At 61.7% G+C, this 17,217-nt stretch carries 15 protein-coding genes; 14 read left to right on the top strand and 1 reads right to left on the bottom strand.

The genetic code is table 11. From position 1 onward, the window contains the following. The first annotated feature begins 139 nt into the window (after positions 1-139). From JDV76_RS05925 to JDV76_RS05870, 12 genes are all read left to right on the top strand, one after another. On the top strand, positions 140-880 hold the full coding sequence (locus JDV76_RS05925) for a helix-turn-helix domain-containing protein (RefSeq protein WP_198735953.1): 741 nt from the start codon (positions 140-142) through the stop codon (positions 878-880). Beyond that, complete coding sequence (gene sufB, locus JDV76_RS05920) at positions 881-2,326, top strand: Fe-S cluster assembly protein SufB (protein ID WP_198735952.1); 1,446 nt, start codon at positions 881-883, stop codon at positions 2,324-2,326. A 5-nt stretch (positions 2,327-2,331) separates the two neighbouring features. Beyond that, the gene (gene sufD, locus JDV76_RS05915; RefSeq protein ID WP_198735951.1) at positions 2,332-3,516 is read left to right on the top strand and encodes a Fe-S cluster assembly protein SufD; all 1,185 of its coding nucleotides are present in this window, start codon (positions 2,332-2,334) and stop codon (positions 3,514-3,516) included. Between the two features lie 80 nt (positions 3,517-3,596). Further along, positions 3,597-4,352, top strand: a complete 756-nt coding sequence (gene sufC, locus JDV76_RS05910) for a Fe-S cluster assembly ATPase SufC (RefSeq protein ID WP_198735950.1) — start codon at positions 3,597-3,599, stop codon at positions 4,350-4,352. 17 nt (positions 4,353-4,369) lie between these two features. Then, entirely contained in the window at positions 4,370-5,629 is a 1,260-nt protein-coding gene (locus tag JDV76_RS05905) for a SufS family cysteine desulfurase (RefSeq protein WP_198735949.1), read from the top strand. Then, a complete protein-coding gene (sufU, locus tag JDV76_RS05900; RefSeq protein WP_198735948.1) occupies positions 5,629-6,078 on the top strand; it encodes a Fe-S cluster assembly sulfur transfer protein SufU in 450 nt (149 codons plus the stop codon). Before JDV76_RS05905 ends, sufU begins: the two co-directional genes overlap by 1 nt. Continuing rightward, a complete protein-coding gene (locus JDV76_RS05895; protein ID WP_198735947.1) occupies positions 6,075-6,503 on the top strand; it encodes a metal-sulfur cluster assembly factor in 429 nt (142 codons plus the stop codon). Before sufU ends, JDV76_RS05895 begins: the two co-directional genes overlap by 4 nt. 197 nt (positions 6,504-6,700) lie before the next feature. Further along, positions 6,701-7,309: a hypothetical protein gene (locus tag JDV76_RS05890; RefSeq protein ID WP_198735946.1), complete on the top strand. Its 609-nt coding sequence runs from the start codon at positions 6,701-6,703 to the stop codon at positions 7,307-7,309. Positions 7,310-7,350: 41 nt separating this feature from the next. Further along, positions 7,351-7,917, top strand: a complete 567-nt coding sequence (locus JDV76_RS05885) for a hypothetical protein (protein WP_198735945.1) — start codon at positions 7,351-7,353, stop codon at positions 7,915-7,917. Between the two features lie 746 nt (positions 7,918-8,663). Next, entirely contained in the window at positions 8,664-12,722 is a 4,059-nt protein-coding gene (locus JDV76_RS05880) for a sialidase family protein (protein ID WP_198735944.1), read from the top strand. 562 nt (positions 12,723-13,284) lie between these two features. Continuing rightward, positions 13,285-13,566, top strand: coding sequence for a hypothetical protein (locus JDV76_RS05875; protein ID WP_198735943.1), 282 nt, complete (start codon positions 13,285-13,287; stop codon positions 13,564-13,566). After that, positions 13,541-13,678, top strand: a complete 138-nt coding sequence (locus tag JDV76_RS05870; protein WP_198735942.1) for a hypothetical protein — start codon at positions 13,541-13,543, stop codon at positions 13,676-13,678. The genes JDV76_RS05875 and JDV76_RS05870 overlap by 26 nt, the downstream gene beginning before the upstream one ends. Before the next feature lie 34 nt (positions 13,679-13,712). On the opposite strand, the gene JDV76_RS05865 is transcribed toward JDV76_RS05870, so the two are convergent. Further along, positions 13,713-14,930 (bottom strand): lycopene cyclase family protein, encoded by a 1,218-nt coding sequence (locus tag JDV76_RS05865; RefSeq protein WP_198735941.1) that lies wholly within the window; start codon positions 14,928-14,930, stop codon positions 13,713-13,715. A gap of 9 nt (positions 14,931-14,939) precedes the next feature. Between JDV76_RS05865 and JDV76_RS05860 the strand changes: the two genes are divergently transcribed. After that, the gene (locus JDV76_RS05860) at positions 14,940-16,571 is read left to right on the top strand and encodes an ATP-binding cassette domain-containing protein (RefSeq protein ID WP_198735940.1); all 1,632 of its coding nucleotides are present in this window, start codon (positions 14,940-14,942) and stop codon (positions 16,569-16,571) included. Positions 16,572-16,656: 85 nt separating this feature from the next. Continuing rightward, positions 16,657-17,211: a DUF1990 domain-containing protein gene (locus tag JDV76_RS05855; RefSeq protein ID WP_198735939.1), complete on the top strand. Its 555-nt coding sequence runs from the start codon at positions 16,657-16,659 to the stop codon at positions 17,209-17,211. Positions 17,212-17,217: the final 6 nt, after the last annotated feature.

The raw sequence follows: 17,217 nt of genomic DNA, 5'->3' as shown, positions 1-17,217 counted from the left end.
GAGCGGCGGGTCTGTCCCACCGTTGACAGACGTATCCCGGTTATCCGTTCTCTGCCTCTCCCGGTATCGGTAGACCGGCGGCGGCCTCCCGGGAACCACCCGGAGGAAACAACGAACGAGAGAGCAGGAGGTGACAACGGTGACGACAGCACGACCCGATCAGGCCGAGTCCCGGTCTACCTGCTCCCCGACAGATTCGTTCCGTCCTCAGGACGGCGATACTCGCCGTGCGATTCTCCGGACACTGCTGGAGCGGGCGCCGGTGAGCGCCTCGGACATTGGGGCCCACCTCGGTTTCTCGGCAGCGGGTGTACGTCGACATCTGGACATTCTGGTTGACGATGAATTGGTCGAGGTCACCCACCCCGTCGGGCGTGGCCGCGGACGGGGGCGCCCGGCGAAAGCTTTCCGGCTCACCGACCGGGGCCGTGCGACGTTTGGCCACGACTATGACTCCCTCGCCGTTTCCGCTCTTCAGGCACTGCGGGAGACGGGTGGGGAGGAGGCCGTCCGGGCATTTGCCCGCCGGCGCATTTCGACGATCGTTGACGGGATAACACCCGCTGACGATGAGGAGTCCGTCCCCGCGACAGCCCGCGCGGTTGCGGACGCATTCTCCGCTCACGGTTACGCCGCCACGGTGCACCATGCCGGCGGAGGCGTGCAGATCTGTCAGCACCACTGCCCGATCTCCCAGGTCGCCTCGGAGTTCCCCGAACTCTGTGAGGCGGAGCATGAGGCGATCGCCAGGTTGCTCGGCAATCACGTGCAACCCTTGGCGTCCATCGCCGAGGGCCACGGCATCTGCACCACCAACGTTCCGGTCGGGCAGCTCACATTGACACCCATAACCCACACTCCTGATGAAAGGAGAGGCTAAATGACCCAGGCCCAAGAAAAGCCGGTTGTCGACGCCCCCCGCACCGATGAGGAGATCATCGACTCGATCGGCGCGTACAACTACGGTTGGCACGATCCTGATGTCGCCGGTGCGGCCGCGAAGCGCGGACTCAGCGCCGAGGTCGTCTCGGACATCTCCGGCAAGAAGAGCGAACCCGAATGGATGCTGAAAAACCGGCTGAAGGCACTCGGCATCTTCGAGCGCAAGCCGATGCCCACCTGGGGAGCTGACCTCTCCGGAATCGACTTCGACAACATCAAGTACTTCGTCCGTTCGACGGAGAAGCAGGCGACGACGTGGGACGAGCTCCCCGCGGACATCAAGGAGACCTACGACAAGCTGGGTATCCCGGAGGCGGAGAAGCAACGCCTCGTCGCAGGCGTCGCTGCGCAGTACGAGTCCGAGGTCGTCTACCACCAGATCCGCGAGGACCTGGAGGCACAGGGCGTCATCTTCCTCGATACCGATACCGCCCTGCGGGAGCACGAAGACATGTTCCGCGAGTACTTCGGTACCGTCATCCCCGCAGGCGACAACAAGTTTGCGGCCTTGAACACCGCGGTCTGGTCCGGTGGGTCGTTCATCTACGTCCCCAAAGGCGTGCACGTCGACATCCCCTTGCAGGCCTACTTCCGCATCAACACGGAGAACATGGGCCAGTTCGAGCGGACACTCATCATCGTCGACGAGGACGCGTACGTCCACTACGTCGAGGGTTGTACTGCACCGATCTACAAGTCGGACTCCCTGCACTCCGCGGTCGTCGAGATCATCGTGAAGAAGGGCGGGCGCTGCCGTTACACGACGATCCAGAACTGGTCGAACAACGTCTACAACCTCGTCACCAAGCGCACCAAGTGCGAAGAGGGTGCCACGATGGAATGGGTCGACGGCAACATCGGCTCGAAGGTGACGATGAAATACCCGGCCGTGTGGATGACCGGACCCCACGCCAAGGGGGAAGTACTCTCCGTCGCCTTCGCAGGTGAGGGACAGTTCCAGGACACCGGGGCGAAGATGGTCCACATGGCGCCGCACACGTCATCCAACATCGTGAGCAAGTCCGTCGCGAGGTCGGGTGGCCGCGCGGCCTACCGGGGGCTCGTCCAGATCAACGCCAACGCGCACCACTCGACCTCCAACGTGGAGTGCGACGCACTCCTGGTGGACAACATCTCGAGGTCAGACACCTACCCATACAACGACATCCGGAACGACCACGTTTCCCTCGGCCATGAGGCCACCGTCTCCCAGGTCTCCGAGGACCAGCTCTTCTACCTCATGAGCCGCGGCGTCGCACAGGATGAGGCCATGGCCATGATCGTTCGTGGTTTCGTCGAGCCCATCGCCAAGGAACTTCCGATGGAGTACGCGCTCGAACTCAACCGCCTGATTGAACTGCAGATGGAAGGATCGGTGGGTTAAACCCGATGACCGAAACAAAAGTGGAACGCGTCAAGAATGCGACCTACCACGACACCAAGGGTGACCTGTTCACCTCTTTCAACGTCGATGATTTCGACGTTCCCCGGGGACGCGACGAGGTCTGGCGATTCACGCCCTTGCGTCGACTGCGGGGCCTGCACGACGGTAAGTTCGCCACGGCGACCACAGCAGATGTCTCCGTCGATGTTCCCTCTGCCGCCGATGGCGTGTGCGTCGAGACCGTGACGCGGGATGACGAGCGTATTGGTGCGGCCGGCGCTCCGGTCGACAGGGTCGGAGCCCAGGCATGGACCTCGATGGAGGAGGCGACACTCGTCACCTTCGCGAAGAACTCGACGAACCGGGAGCCCGTCACGGTCACGATCACGGGTAAGGGGGATGACGTAACCTCCTTCACGGCGGTTAGCATCTTCGTCGAGGATGGCGCCGAAGCAGTCGTCAACATCCGTTACACAGGTGACGGCACACACGCGGACAACCACGAGTACGTCATCGGGGATAACGCTCGACTGACGGTTGTCGTCCACGTCGACTGGGACGATACCGCCGTGCATCTCGGAAACCAGCGCGCCACGATGGGCCGCGACGCAGTGCTCCGCCACAATGTCGCCTGTTTCGGCGGCGGCGTCATTCGGTTGATCCCGAGCGTCAAATTCACCGCCCCGGGTGGTGACGCCGAACTGCTCGGTGTCTATTTCGCCGATGACGGACAGTTCTTCGAGCAGAGGCTCCTAGTCGATCATGCCGAACCCAACTGCCGTTCCAACGTTCTTTACAAGGGCGCTCTCCAGGCTGACCCGAACTCCGATCGCCCCGAGGCGCGCACGGCGTGGGTCGGCGACGTCCTCATCCGGGCAAATGCTCAGGGAACCGATACCTACGAGACGAACCGCAACCTTGTTCTTACTGAGGGAGCTCGTGCGGACGCAGTCCCCAACCTCGAGATCGAGACCGGCGAAATCGCCGGTGCAGGTCACGCGGCGACCGTCGGACGGTTCGATGATGACCAGCTCTTCTACCTGCTCTCCCGTGGCATTGACCAGAACCAGGCACGCCGTCTGATCGTCCGTGGCTTCTTCTCCGAGGTCATCGGCCGGATCCCGGTCAAGGCCGTTCGTGATCAGCTCGAAGCGCAGATCGCCGAGGAGCTCGAGGGAACACGCCTCTAAGAACGTAAAAACGTCGACCGTGTGCCCTACACACGGAGCCTCCGCAGTACTACACCTCATAGCCCAAGAAAGAATCCATAATGAGCACTCTTGAAATCAAGAACCTCTCGGCACAGGTTGCCGCCACCGACGAACACAGTGAGCCCAAGCAGATCCTCAAGGGCGTCAATCTGACGATCAAGTCCGGCGAGACCCACGCGATCATGGGGCCCAACGGTTCCGGCAAATCAACGCTGTCCTACACGATCGCCGGCCATCCAAAGTACGAGGTCACCGGTGGCGAAGTCCTTCTCGACGGTGAAAATCTACTCGACATGGAGGTTGACGAGCGTGCCCGCGCAGGACTGTTCCTCGCCATGCAGTATCCGGTGGAGGTTCCGGGTGTCTCAATGGCGAACTTCCTGCGGACCGCGGTCACCGCGGTCCGCGGTGAAGCACCGAAACTGCGTGACTGGATCAAGGAAGTCCGCGAGGCGCAGGACGAGCTGTCCATCGACCGCACGTTCTCCGAGCGCAGCGTCAACGAGGGGTTCTCCGGTGGTGAGAAAAAGCGCCACGAGATTCTCCAGCTCGGTCTCCTCCGTCCGAAGTTCGCCATCCTCGACGAGACCGATTCCGGGCTTGATGTCGATGCTCTGCGCGTGGTGAGCGAGGGCATCAACAACTACCGTGACCGCAACAACGGTGGGCTGCTCCTGATTACCCACTACAAGCGGATCCTCAACTACGTGAAGCCCGATCACGTGCATGTCTTCGCGAACGGACGCATCGTCACCTCCGGTGGACCGGAACTGGCTGATGAGCTTGAGGCCAACGGCTACGACCGCTTCCTCTGATGATCGGAGGATCCCCGATGTACCGTAACCCCGACGGCAGCCTGGATGTAGCGGCGGTCCGCGCGGAGTTCCCGATCCTGAATCGGACCGGGCGCGACGGCTCGCCCATCGCCTATCTCGATTCCGGCGCGACGTCGCAACGCCCCGAGCGGGTGTGGCGTGCGGAGGAGCGCTTCGTGCTCGGTAGTAATGCACCGGTCCACCGCGGAGCGTACCTCCTCGCCGAGGAGGCCACCGACGCCTATGAATCCGCACGTGAACGTATCGCGAGGTTCGTCGGTGTCGACGAGCCTGAGATCGTCTTCACCAAGAACGCCACCGAGGCGTTGAACCTTGTGGCCCATGTGCTCGGTGACGACCGCTCGGGGGAGTACCGGGTCGGGGCAGGCGACACTGTTGTGGTCACCGAGCTTGAGCATCACGCGAACCTCGTTCCCTGGCAGGAACTCTGCCGCCGGTCCGGCGCGACGTTGAAGTGGTACGGAATGACTGCCGACGGCCGGATCGACCTCGATTCCCTTGAGCTTGACGAGACGGTCAAAGTTGTGGCCTTCACCCATCAGTCCAACGTGACGGGCGCGGTGACGGACGTCGCCGAAATCGTCCGGCGTGCCCGCTCCGCCGGGGCCGTCACTGTGCTCGATGCGTGCCAGTCTGTACCCCATCAGGCGGTGGACCTCCACGCCATGGGGGTCGACTTCGCCGCGTTCTCCGGTCACAAGATGTGCGGCCCCAGTGGGGTCGGAGCCTTGTACGGCCGTTCGGATGTTCTCGAGGCGCTTCCGCCTTTCCTCACCGGTGGCTCGATGATCGAGAAGGTTACCATGGAGGGATCCACCTATACCGCGCCCCCGCAGCGGTTCGAGGCGGGTACCCAAATGAACAGCCAGGTAGTCGGGCTCGGAGCCGCGGTTGACTTCCTCTCCGAAGTCGGGATGGATGCCATCGCGACCCACGAGAAAATCCTCACGGCTCGCGCTTTGGATGTCCTGTCTGGTATCGAGGGGGTCCAGATCATCGGTCCGCCCACGACGGATGACCGGGGGAGTGCCGTCAGCTTCACCGTCAGGGGAATCCATCCGCACGATCTCGGGCAGGTGCTCGACGATGGTTCTGTCGCGATCCGGGTCGGACACCACTGCGCGTGGCCGGCCCACCGTGCCTCCGGGGTGCAGGCGACCGCACGCGCCTCGTTCTACATGTACAACACGCCCGATGAGGTCGACCGGCTCGGCGCCGGGATCCTCCGGGCCCGAGAGTTCTTCGGGGTCAACTGATGCGACTTGAACAGATGTACCAGGAGGTCATCCTGGACCACTACCGCCATCCACAGCACAAGGGACTCCGGGACCCGTTTGATTCCGAGGTTCACCACGTCAATACCTCGTGTGGTGACGAACTCACGCTCCGGGTCCGTCTCTCGGAGGACGGCGAGACCGTCGAGGACGTCTCCTACGACGCCGTCGGCTGTTCCATCAGCCAGGCTTCAACGTCCGTGATGGCTGAGGAGATCGTTGGTGCGAGTGTCGAGGATGCGATGAAGAGCGTCTCCGCATTCGAGGCGATGGTCACCTCCCGCGGTACCGAAGAGGGAGACGCCGACCTGATCGGCGACGGCATCGCGTTCGCTGGTGTTTCGAAGTACCCCGCCCGCGTCAAATGTGCACTGCTCGGATGGAAGGCATTCCAGGCCGCGACCGCTCAAGCACTCAAGGAGAAGAAATGACCGACCAGACAGAGAATCCCGACGCGATCTCGTCCGACAGTAGCGATCTGCCCCCGGACAGGTCTGATGAGAAGACTGAGCGGGTTCGTCCCGAGCAGTCCGAGGCGGATCTCGCCAAGGCGAGCGATGTCGAGGAGTACATGCGCGACGTGATCGACCCCGAACTGGGTATCAACGTCGTGGACCTCGGTCTGGTCTACGACATTTGGATCGAGAACGGCGATGAGGCCGTCGTCCAGATGACCCTGACTTCCCCGGCATGCCCATTGACGGACATTCTGGAGGAACAGGCGGAGACAGCCGTCGTGGGATCTGGAACCGCGAGCAAACTCGATCTCGAATGGGTCTGGCGTCCACCGTGGGGTCCACACATGATCACCGAGGACGGACGCGAACAACTCCGCGCACTGGGTTTCTCGGTCTGAGGCGACCATCGCCCCTCAATTGAGGTAACACCGTTCCTGTCGCCGCCTAGCACGGATAGGAGCCGAACGCAGAACCGCCGGTTCATTCTCCGCAGGGGTGGTATCCCTTCGTATTTTCCCCCTGTGACACATCTGCTTTCGTGTGGACTGCCTGCCAGCTAGTGTTGACTCCAAACACTCTGACAGGTAGGAATCACATGCGATACAGAACACATCGAATCTGCACCGCTGGTGTAGCCGCTCTGACCTCCGGGGTACTCGTCGCCACCGGTGTCCTGGTCGCCGCTGCTGTTCCAGCCGAAGCCACGACCGTTACGGTGTACCCGGCGGACACAGCGAAACGGACCATCGCCCGGGAGCTCACCCTTGAGTCCATTCCAGTCGGCGACGTCGAGAACCACGCGCAGAGGTACCTCATCAAGGCGCATCTGACGTCCGCGGACCCCGCGACGGGGCACGGTATCGCCGGACAGGTCGTGACTTTTTCCGTCAGCGGTCCGGCCTCCGAGTACACGGTCGACGTGGTGACGGACGCGAAGGGTGCGGCGACCATCTACCACGTCGTGACCTTCGAGGACGAGCAGGCTCTGGAGTCTGGGGTCCAGGTCACCGCAAGCGTCGACTCTCACTACGAGGACCACGCCATCTACGGGGCCGCTGAAGCCAAGATGGTCGTGGAGTTGACCGGTACCCCGGACAACTCCGGATCCTCGGGCTCGTCCGTCCGCTCCATCACTGGCATGATCACCAGCTTCTACCAGATGATCCTCGACTTCTTCACCAGCATCTTCGGGATGAAACAGTGATCGCCCGGGGGATTCGATCGGGTCGGCTCGGTCGTGGAGCGGTGACTCGGACGCGCTCCGGTGCCGGGATCGCCGTTTCGGCGGCTGTCCTCGTCGCCATCGGCTCGGGCACCGGGGCCGCCGCCGCGACCCCGGTGACCCCCACGGTGGGCGGCGAGTGCGTTCCCGGTGCTGCTGCCCTGTGCGATATGCCGCACCCCGTTGACCCGATCTACGTCCCGCGTTCCCTCAACCTGTCTGTGACCCCTGAGGGGCCGTTCAACTCGGAGATGCGTGTTACGGCGGTGGTGAAAAACGGGCCAAAGGCTCCATTCCCGCCAAAGGGGGAGACGGTGACCTTCACTATCGACGGTGAGACCTACACGGCGGTGGTTGGGGCCGATGATTCGGTCTCGGTGGTGTTCCATCCGCTGTCCGAAGGAGGTGTTATCGTCGCGGATCTGCCGATGAAGTCCGAGAGCGCAGGGTTGATCATCAAAGGTGCCGCGCACGCGGAGCTGGAGTACACCGCGCCGGAGAATCCAGGTATCGGTAGCCTCGGAGGGTTCTTGGGTTGGTTGCTGAAACTGTTGAGTGGGCTCTTCGGCTTCGGAGGCAACTGGAAGTAGAGGACGGGCCCTCCGAACGGGGAGTTTCCTTTTCGTGGCGGATCTCGTTCGCGAGGTATCTCTGACACCCGCCCTGGCATGCCGGGGCGGGTTATCCATGTCCGGGGGATCCGGAATGGCGCCCACGGAGCGAGCTGTTTCCTCAGTCGAGCCTTCGACATGGGAATAGACGAGAACAAGATCGCCGGGCTCTCGGACAGGACGCTGATGGGCGACTCGCGTCATCGGACAGGTCGGTGCTGATGCGCAAGATCAGCTACAGCCACGACGGGGAAAAGTGGACAGGCGCGAGCACTCCGGGCTCTCGGCCTTTCGATAGTGATACTACATAGCTGAAATTACATATCAGACAGGTTGGCGCCGTTCCCGTTTTTGGACGGCTTTCTCCGTGGCATCCGTTGTTGGAGTTGATGTTTCGCTGCGTGAACGGATGACTGATTCGATGGTTGACGCCTGGTGCCCTCTGATCTTCGAGGGTCTTCTAGGGTTTTGCGCGGATGTTCCGGAGTCAGTGAATTGGATCAAAGATGGCCGACGAATGTATCACGAATCCCTCTGGAAAACACCAGCACCAATGGGGGTACCCATTTCGCTTTCTTGTAGGACAAAAGGCTGAGAGAATGCTGTAGATTGCCTCAGATCGTCTACACTCCGGAAAAGTGACCTTTATTACATGTAGCTCATCGTGTGATGGGCTACATGGTTGAGGGGTCGTGCCCATTCGAACATGAGATCCGGGAGCATCGATGAAGATTTTGAATCGACGAAAGACGGTGTTGGGGGTGTTCAGCATACTTGCTGTGATGGGCGGTATGCTCTCGCCTCCGGGACTACCTGAAGCCTTCGCCGCCGAGAACACGGTGGGACCGGCGGGGTTTGACGCAAATGACGACCTGAACGGCGAGCCGTTCTTCACAGATGAGGTCCTCGCTGTCGGTGGGGAGGATGGCTACGACTGCTACCGGATCCCGTCACTTGGAGTGGCGAAGGACGGTACGGTGCTCGCATCCTGGGACGGCAGGCCGGAAAGCTGCGCCGATGCACCCCAGGCGAATACCATCGTTCAACGCCGCTCGAGCGACAACGGTCTCTCATGGACCGAGCCCCAGGCCGTCGCGGCCGGTCAAGTGAACGCACCGAAGTACGGCTTCTCGGACCCCTCGGTTCTGGTCGATTACCACACCGGTGATGTCTTCAACTTTCATGTGAAGAGCTTTGACGCCGGTATCCGGAACTCCCGGCTCGGCACGGACCCGAACGATCGGAACGTCCTCCACGCCGCCTACGCGAAGAGCTCCGATAACGGTGTGAAATGGGATGACGACAATGTCATCACTCACTCTGTCACCGGCGACAATCCTTGGCGTGGACGTTTCGCCACCTCCGGCAATGGTATTCAGCTACAGTATGGTGCTCATGCGGGTCGTCTTGTGCAACCTGCGATGGTCGTCACAACATCGGGTGAGTTCAAGGCTATCGCCTGGCTCTCCGACGATCACGGTCAGACCTGGTACGCCGGACACCCCTTCGGGATCGGTATGGACGAGAACAAGATCATCGAGCTTTCCGACGGAACGCTCATGGACAACTCACGTTCCTCCGCAGGCGGAGAACGTGCCAGAAAAATCAGTTTCAGCCACGATGGTGGCGTCACCTGGACCGAACCCTATCTCGATCATTCGCTGCCGGATCCGCACAACAACGCCTCCCTGATCAGATTGTTCCCGAACGCTCCAGAGGGATCCCCGAAGGCGAAGGCACTCCTGTTCAGCAACACCGCCTCGACGAGCTCCCGCAGCAACGGAACCATTCGGTTGAGCTGCGACGACGGCAAGACGTGGCCGGTGTCGCGTTCGTTCAGAGCCGGAAACATCCAGTACACATCGATGGCGACTCTCCCGGACGGCAACATCGGGCTTCTCTTCGAGGAGCACAACGACGGCCCCCACAACAACATCCACTTCTCGCGGTTCAACCTGGAGTGGCTCGGTGCCTCCTGTTTGGACATACAGACGGAATCCTCCCAGGTCCGTCCCGGTGAAACCGTCACAGTCACGGGTACCGTCACGAACACCCTCGGTGACGACATAGTCGACCGGCCCCTCGAGATCGTCCTACCGGATGGTTGGACGGGAAAGGCGCCGAATGTAACAGTCGTGGCGGGCGGCACGCAGGAGGTTTCCTTCGAGGTCACCGCTCCCGCCGATGCACCCAACGGTACAGTCGAGGGAACGTTCCGCATCGATGACGCGGGCGTTGTGAAACAAGATACCTTCAGTATTGAGGTCATTGACGGCCATGTTCTCAGCGCCGGAGACGTATCTATCACGGCATCCGTGAAGAACCCGGGTGAAGACTTCGTCGAGGGCAGCAAGATCCACTACACTTTCCGGGTCGACAACCCCCATTCGACACCGGTCGGAATCCTCCCTTCCGGTGAACTCGAACTCTTTGATCCGGTCACATCCCCGCGTAAGAACTGTCGGTGGAACCGGTACAATGGTGAAACCGTCGCGGAATGCGGTTTCCCGGTGCACACCGTAACCGAGGAAGATATTCAACGCGGATACTACGAGCCCACAGTCTCCTGGCGTATCGGCCGGCCCTGGCATCAAGGAGAGCCGTACAAGATCATCACCATGACTCTTCCGCGCGTCAGCTTCGGCGACGAGGGGCAGATCACCGAGAACCACGCAGACCTCACGATCGAACCGATCGCACCTGTCCAGGCGACCGGAGACCCCGTCGATTTCACCGCCGTAGTCACGGTTGACATGAGGGAGCAAGGAGCACAGATCCCGGGTGACGCCCGCGTCGCTCTCTACGTCGACGCCGTCAAAGTAGGGGAGGTCGACGTTACCGCTGAAGGAACCGCGACTATTCCGTTCACCGTGCCAAACGTCCCCAGCGGTTCTGACAGCGTGACCCACCGGCTCCGGGCACGGCTCATCGCCACCGCAGCTCCCGGCGTCCAACTACTCAGCAGAGATGCCCAGGGGTCGGCCACCGTTCACCCCGAGGATCGCCCGGTCGTCGAACGCACCGTCACCCTCGGGGAACAATCGGACCTGGTCTCCGACGGGCAACCCCGGTCCATCCCACTGTCGGCCCGTATCTCCGGACCAGACGGCGCCGTTGCAGGGATTCCGGTCGTATTCAGTGTCGATGGTCAGATCATCGCGGAGGCGATCACCAACGTGGATGGTCTCGCGGTTGTCCGATACACAGTCGATTCGATTGCGACCGGCGACGCTGAACGAACCGTCAATGTCACCGCTGCAATTGAGGAATCCTCCGACAGCACGACGGACTATCCGGCTGCTTCCGCCACCGGATCCTTCAACGTCCTGCCGGTGCCCTCACCGGAACCGCCGGAGACGGTGACGAACACCGTCACAACCACGGTCACCTCCACCACGATAACGACCGAGCCGGCTACGACCGTCACCGAGACCCCGGATCCGGTGACCGAGACGTCCACGTCGACGATCACGGAGACACCTGATCCTGTGACTACTACTGTGGTTGCTGATCCGGTGACCGAGACGTCCACGTCGACGATCACGGAGACACCTGATCCTGTGACTACTACTGTGGTTCCTGATCCGGTGACCGAGACGTCGACGACCACGGACACGGAGATCTCCACGACCACGGAAATTCGTGACCCGGTGACCGAGACGTCCACGTCGACGATCACGGAGACACCTGATCCTGTGACTACTACTGTGGTTGCTGATCCGGTGACCGAGACGTCCACGTCGACGATCACGGAGACACCTGATCCTGTGACTACTACTGTGGTTGCTGATCCGGTGACCGAGACGTCCACGTCGACGGTTACAGAGATGCCTGATCCTGTGACTACTACTGTGGTTGCTGATCCGGTGACCGAGACGTCCACGTCGATCACAACCGATACATCCACGATGACGAAGACGTCGACCGTCACCGAAACGCCGGATCCGGTCACTTCGACGGAAACCACTACACAGATCCCGGCACCGGTGACTGTGACAGCCACAGCAACCGAAACTGAGATGGTGACGATCACCGAGACCTCAGGTCCGATCACTGTCACGGAGACACCGGACCCGGTCACCGAAACGGTTACTGAAACACCGAGCCCGGTCACGGAAACCGCCGATCCGATTACCGAAACGGTTGTCACCACTGTCACGGAGACACCGGACCCAGTCACCGAGACGACGATGGTCACTGTTACCGAGACACCTGACCCGGTCACCGAGACGACGACTGAAACACCGGCTTCAGTCACGGAGACGGAAACTACCACAGAGTTCCCTGACCCGGTGACTGAGGTAGTTACTGAGACGCAGGACCCGGTCACCGAAACGGTGACGTCAACGCCTGACCCGGTGACTGAGGTAGTTACTGAGACGCAGGACCCGGTCACCGAAACGGTGACGTCAACGCCTGACCCGGTGACTGAGGTAGTTACTGAGACGCAGGACCCGGTCACCGAAACGGTGACGTCGACACTTGACCCGGTGACTATGACGATCAACCCCGATCCGTCGACGGCCACCGTCACTGCGACCATTACGGCAGTCCCGCTCACGGAGACCGTCGTTGAAACGAGTGCACCGGAAACGGTGACGGTCACAGCGACACCGACCGAGAATCCTGACACCGGTAACAATGAGAACCCCATTGTCGCTGGTGTGATCGGGGTAGGAACGGCCGTGGCTCTCATCACCGGTATCGTTGCGCTGCTCAGGTACCTGCCGTGGTTCTACCATCTGGGCAACTTCAACTGGTTGTTCAACCTCATCGGCCGCTGATGTGAGGGTGCGCCAACTACTTTCCTGACAGGATGGGTTGGCCTAGGCGGAAGAGGTGCCCCCGGGAAAATGGTGAAAACCATGCCCCGTGGGCCTTCTTTCTGTTGAGAGAGGATGAACTCCGCCTCCGGAGTCCGGGGCCTGACGTGGCGATGCCGCCAATTCTCGATTCTGTGGCTTGCGGGGCGGTGTCGGTTATCCGGGATCGGCGGTGCGGCCCACTGGCAGATGAGTCGGTGTGAAACGTGTGGATCACACCAAGTCAGGAGGGTTATATCCTTGGTTGTAAGCCAAATCTAATTCCCGTTTTCCCACCCCTCGACCTGAAAAGCAGATAAGCGGCAGGTGTGCTGCTTGCTGTCTAGGCACAGAGGAGTCGTTCGATGGGAAATCGGTCCACCTGAATTGTTTTCGCTTCCGTCACCGCAGCATCGTGTCTGGCTTTCGGTGAAACGTCCGCCGTGGCGGCGAGGTCCCCACACCTCAGAATCCGTGCCTCATCGCCACAGATCCCCAGGCACCCCGGCCACAGAACTGCGATCATCCGCATCCAGTTGACCCCGTGATCATCGCCCGCGAGATGGATCTCACCGTCTCTGAAATCGCGGATTCCTCTCAGCTACGTGTCATGGCACGAATCAGTACTCTTCCCGAGAGGTTCGGGACTGTCGGTGAAATGGTGACTTTCACCATTGACGGCGTCGAGAGAACAGCGTTCGGTGATTCCAACTTCGAGACCGGTGTGGCGTTCACACCGAAGTCGGGTGGGCGAGCAATCACTGCACGTTTTCCGGTGTACGTCGAGGAAGGGGGAGTTGATGTACGTCTCCGATGTGCATGCTGAGATTCACTATCCGGCTGACGAGGTTGGTGAACCACTGATGTCCGGTGGTTTCCGAGACGTGTTCCAGGCGGCCGTCGCGTGGTTCCAGTCCCTGTTCACCGCGAGCAGCTAGGCTCTCACCTTCCTTGTGGACGTTCCAGGGGGCATCACCTCTGACTCCGGGAAACAACGGCCCGGAGTATACTTCTGCGCAGATTCCGATCACACGCAAGAAAAATCCGGAGCATCCCCCGCGCGGTCCCTACCGGGTCACCGAGGCGCAGGAAACGTTTCTGTTCCGCTGTCGACAAGGTGAATACCTTCTCGAGAAAACCCGGTAGTTTCCCGGCATCCAGTTCGAGGAGTACCTGCTGTCCGATGGACAGTAGCCATTGATCGAGCCGGTACCTGAGTGCCATCCACGGCAGCCGGTTTAGCGTGTCGCCACGGATAATGAGGCTCAATGCATCGAGGGTGGGATCCGCGAGATCGAACGATGTCGCGACGGAGAACCCCGAGATCGGGTTAACGAATCCCGCTCTGGCGCCGAAGGGAACGGGGCCGGTGGAATCGACTTCCGCCATGGCGGTCATCGGGATGAGGACCGTCTCGGAGGCCATGACTTCGGTGTCGGGGTGGTCACCGATACGCTGCCTCAGGGCATCCCGCAAAGCCGACCAGGGCAGCGGGCCTTGATGAATGAGACTCGTTTCCTCGTGGAGGGTCCCCCCGCTTACCGGGATCTGGTAATGGAAGGTCGGGGTTTCGGTGCCTTCCAGTGGTCGGAGATCCATCCATACCGGTGCTGCATCGTCCTTGAGGACGACTCCGTATGCCTGTTGAACAGGGCCTTCCATGTCCGTTCCACCACGGGCATCGACGACGATGTCGGCGACATGAGCCTCGTCGTTCACCCGAACGCGGTTTCTGCCGATGTCGCCCGCAGCCTCGTTGATTGTGGGAAAGGTAAGGAAACGGTTGCGAAGTGCGTCGTTGTCCAGGATCGCGTACTCCCGGCCCGGGTGATGCTCGCTTTCTCCGATGACCGATGGTGTGGAAAGGGTCTCGACCGGAGGATCGGGCAGCCAGTCGGGTAGTTCGTCGGTGAACAGACCGTAGGTGTTGCGCCACGCGGGCTCCGGATCAATCCCGAGGACGTTCCATCCCCGTAGGGACGCTCTGTGCGCGAGGGCAGCACCCGCGGGTCCGAGGCCGACGACGATCATGTCGAGTGGCCCCGAAGGGGGAGGGGAATCCGACGCGGGCGGTAGCGGAACCGCGGGCCCCACGTCGGGGCCAGGGATCACTGAGTCCACCTTTGCCGCCTCCCGCTGCTTGGCGCCTCCGCCTCCGAGAAACGGGGTTGCGGTGGCCCACTGATACACTGTCCGGCTGTGATTGTAACCAGTGATCTTGAAGTGCGTGTCGGTGCCCGCACGTTGCTTACCGCTCCGGGCCAGCAGCTCCGCGTACAACCGGGGGACCGCATTGGTCTGGTCGGTCGAAACGGGGCGGGAAAGACGACGACCATGCGGATTCTCGCTGGTGAGGCGGAGGCCTACGCCGGCGAGGTCATCCGTTCGGGAACGGTCGGATACCTTCCGCAGGACTCGCGTGAAGGCAATATCGAGGTCACCGCACGGGATCGGGTGCTCTCCGCGCGGGGATTGGACAAGCTCCAGTCGGCGATGGAGCGGCAGCAGGAGGTCATGGAGACCACGGCGGACGACAACCGCCGGGACACAGCGATCCGCAGGTACTCCCGGTTCGAGGAGCGGTACCACGCCCTTGGAGGATACGAGGCCGCCAGTGAGGCCGCCCGCATCTGTGATGCCCTCGGTCTTCCGGCCAGGATTCTGGATCAGCAGCTGAAGACACTGTCCGGTGGACAGCGTCGTCGTGTGGAGTTGGCGCAGATCCTGTTCGCGGCGTCCGCCGGTTCCGGAAAATCTGCGACGACGCTCCTCCTCGATGAGCCGACCAACCATCTCGACGCCGACTCGATCACCTGGCTGCGGGAGTTCCTCATCCGTCATGAGGGTGGTCTCATCATGATCTCCCACGACGTTGATCTGCTCGAAGCCGTGTGCAACAAGATCTGGTTCCTCGACGCGGTGCGTGGTGAAGCCGACGTCTATAACATGGGCTGGAAGAAGTACCTGGATGCGCGTGCAACCGATGAGGCCCGCCGACGCCGTGAACGTTCCAACGCTGAAAAGAAGGCCTCGGCCCTGAAGAAGCAGGCCGCGAAACTTGGCGCTAAGGCTACCAAGGCCGCAGCGGCCAAACAGATGCTCGCCCGGGCCGAGAAAATGATCTCGGAGACCGATGAGATCCGCAGGTCGGATAAGGTCGCGCACATCACGTTCCCGGAACCCGCCCCATGCGGTAAAACCCCGCTCAACGCGACCGGCCTAACCAAGATGTACGGATCGCTCGAGGTGTTTGCCGGTGTCGACCTCGCCATCGACAAGGGCTCCCGCGTCGTAGTCCTCGGATTCAATGGCGCGGGTAAGACAACGCTGCTGAAGCTTCTGGCCGGTGTCGAGCGGACGGACGGTGAGGGCGGAATCGTCTCCGGCCACGGGCTGAAGATCGGGTACTTCGCGCAGGAACACGACACCATCGATCCGGAGGCCACGGTGTGGGAGAACACCGTGAGAGCGTGTCCCGATGCGGGTGCCCAGGATCTCCGGGGACTGCTCGGTGCCTTCATGTTCTCGGGCGATCAGCTCGAGCAACCGGCAGGCACCCTCTCAGGCGGTGAGAAGACCAGGCTGGCGCTCGCGGCGCTAGTTAGCTCGCGGGCGAATGTCCTCCTCCTGGACGAGCCCACCAACAACCTGGATCCGGTGTCCCGCGAACAGGTTCTCAATGCCCTGGCCACCTATACCGGTGCGGTCGTCCTAGTCACCCACGACCCCGGTGCGGTTGAGGCGCTCTCCCCGGAACGTGTCATTGTGCTCCCGGACGGTACAGAGGACCTGTGGAGCGACGAATACATGGAGATCGTGGAACTGGCGTGACGCGTCACCGCCGGTCCGCGCCGTGTGGGTGGGTAAGTGCCGAGATCCGGAGCTGCACCGCCGAACATTCCTATGCTGGAGAAACATGGACCTGCACGACGTGACCGGCCACTGGCGGCAGCATTGGGGCGAGGAACTCACCTATCCCGAGGATCTGATGTTCACGACGCTCCGCATGATGGATGATCCGCGGCCGCAGCCGCGGTTGCGGGCAGGACCGTGGCGGATTATCGATGAGACTATGGTCCTCGGTTCGGGGATTGACTGTCACCTCCGGGCGTCGGAACGGCTCCTGATGTGGCGGGCACACCGGTTTGCGGGAGTCGGGGTCGGTGCCTGGCGGCCGGCGACCGTCGGCGACGTCATCCGTGTACGGTTCGCCGGGACTGATTCTCCTTGCCTGATCCTGTGTGCGAACGTGGAAGAGACGACGACGCGGCTCGTGTACGGCTCGCTGCCCGGGCACGTCGAAAGCGGCGAGGAGGCGTTCGCCGTCGAGCTCGGGGAGGATGGCACAGTCAGGGGGAGGATCACGGCCTTTTCGGTGCACGCGTGGTGGCTGGCTAGGGCTGGGGCTCCGGTGGCGCGCGCCGTCCAAAGTCTCATCACGCGCCGGTATCTCAGAGGGATGATTCCCTAGTCGAGC

Origin of the sequence: Corynebacterium marambiense, assembly GCF_016342275.1 — a bacterium.
Classification (GTDB): Bacteria; Actinomycetota; Actinomycetes; order Mycobacteriales; family Mycobacteriaceae; genus Corynebacterium; species Corynebacterium marambiense.
Note: the sequence above shows the minus strand (reverse complement) of the source record. Positions and strands in the feature narration are given on the sequence as shown.

What these genes read in the sequence shown, in the direction of transcription:
- sufB (WP_198735952.1), top strand. Translation starts at nt 881, where the DNA reads ATGACCCAGGCCCAAGAAAAGCCGGTTGTCGACGCCCCCCGCACCGAT.
- sufD (WP_198735951.1), top strand. Translation starts at nt 2,332, where the DNA reads ATGACCGAAACAAAAGTGGAACGCGTCAAGAATGCGACCTACCACGAC.
- sufC (WP_198735950.1), top strand. Translation starts at nt 3,597, where the DNA reads ATGAGCACTCTTGAAATCAAGAACCTCTCGGCACAGGTTGCCGCCACC.
- JDV76_RS05905 (WP_198735949.1), top strand. Translation starts at nt 4,370, where the DNA reads ATGTACCGTAACCCCGACGGCAGCCTGGATGTAGCGGCGGTCCGCGCG.
- sufU (WP_198735948.1), top strand. Translation starts at nt 5,629, where the DNA reads ATGCGACTTGAACAGATGTACCAGGAGGTCATCCTGGACCACTACCGC.
- JDV76_RS05895 (WP_198735947.1), top strand. Translation starts at nt 6,075, where the DNA reads ATGACCGACCAGACAGAGAATCCCGACGCGATCTCGTCCGACAGTAGC.
- JDV76_RS05890 (WP_198735946.1), top strand. Translation starts at nt 6,701, where the DNA reads ATGCGATACAGAACACATCGAATCTGCACCGCTGGTGTAGCCGCTCTG.
- JDV76_RS05880 (WP_198735944.1), top strand. Translation starts at nt 8,664, where the DNA reads ATGAAGATTTTGAATCGACGAAAGACGGTGTTGGGGGTGTTCAGCATA.
- JDV76_RS05870 (WP_198735942.1), top strand. Translation starts at nt 13,541, where the DNA reads ATGTACGTCTCCGATGTGCATGCTGAGATTCACTATCCGGCTGACGAG.
- JDV76_RS05855 (WP_198735939.1), top strand. Translation starts at nt 16,657, where the DNA reads ATGGACCTGCACGACGTGACCGGCCACTGGCGGCAGCATTGGGGCGAG.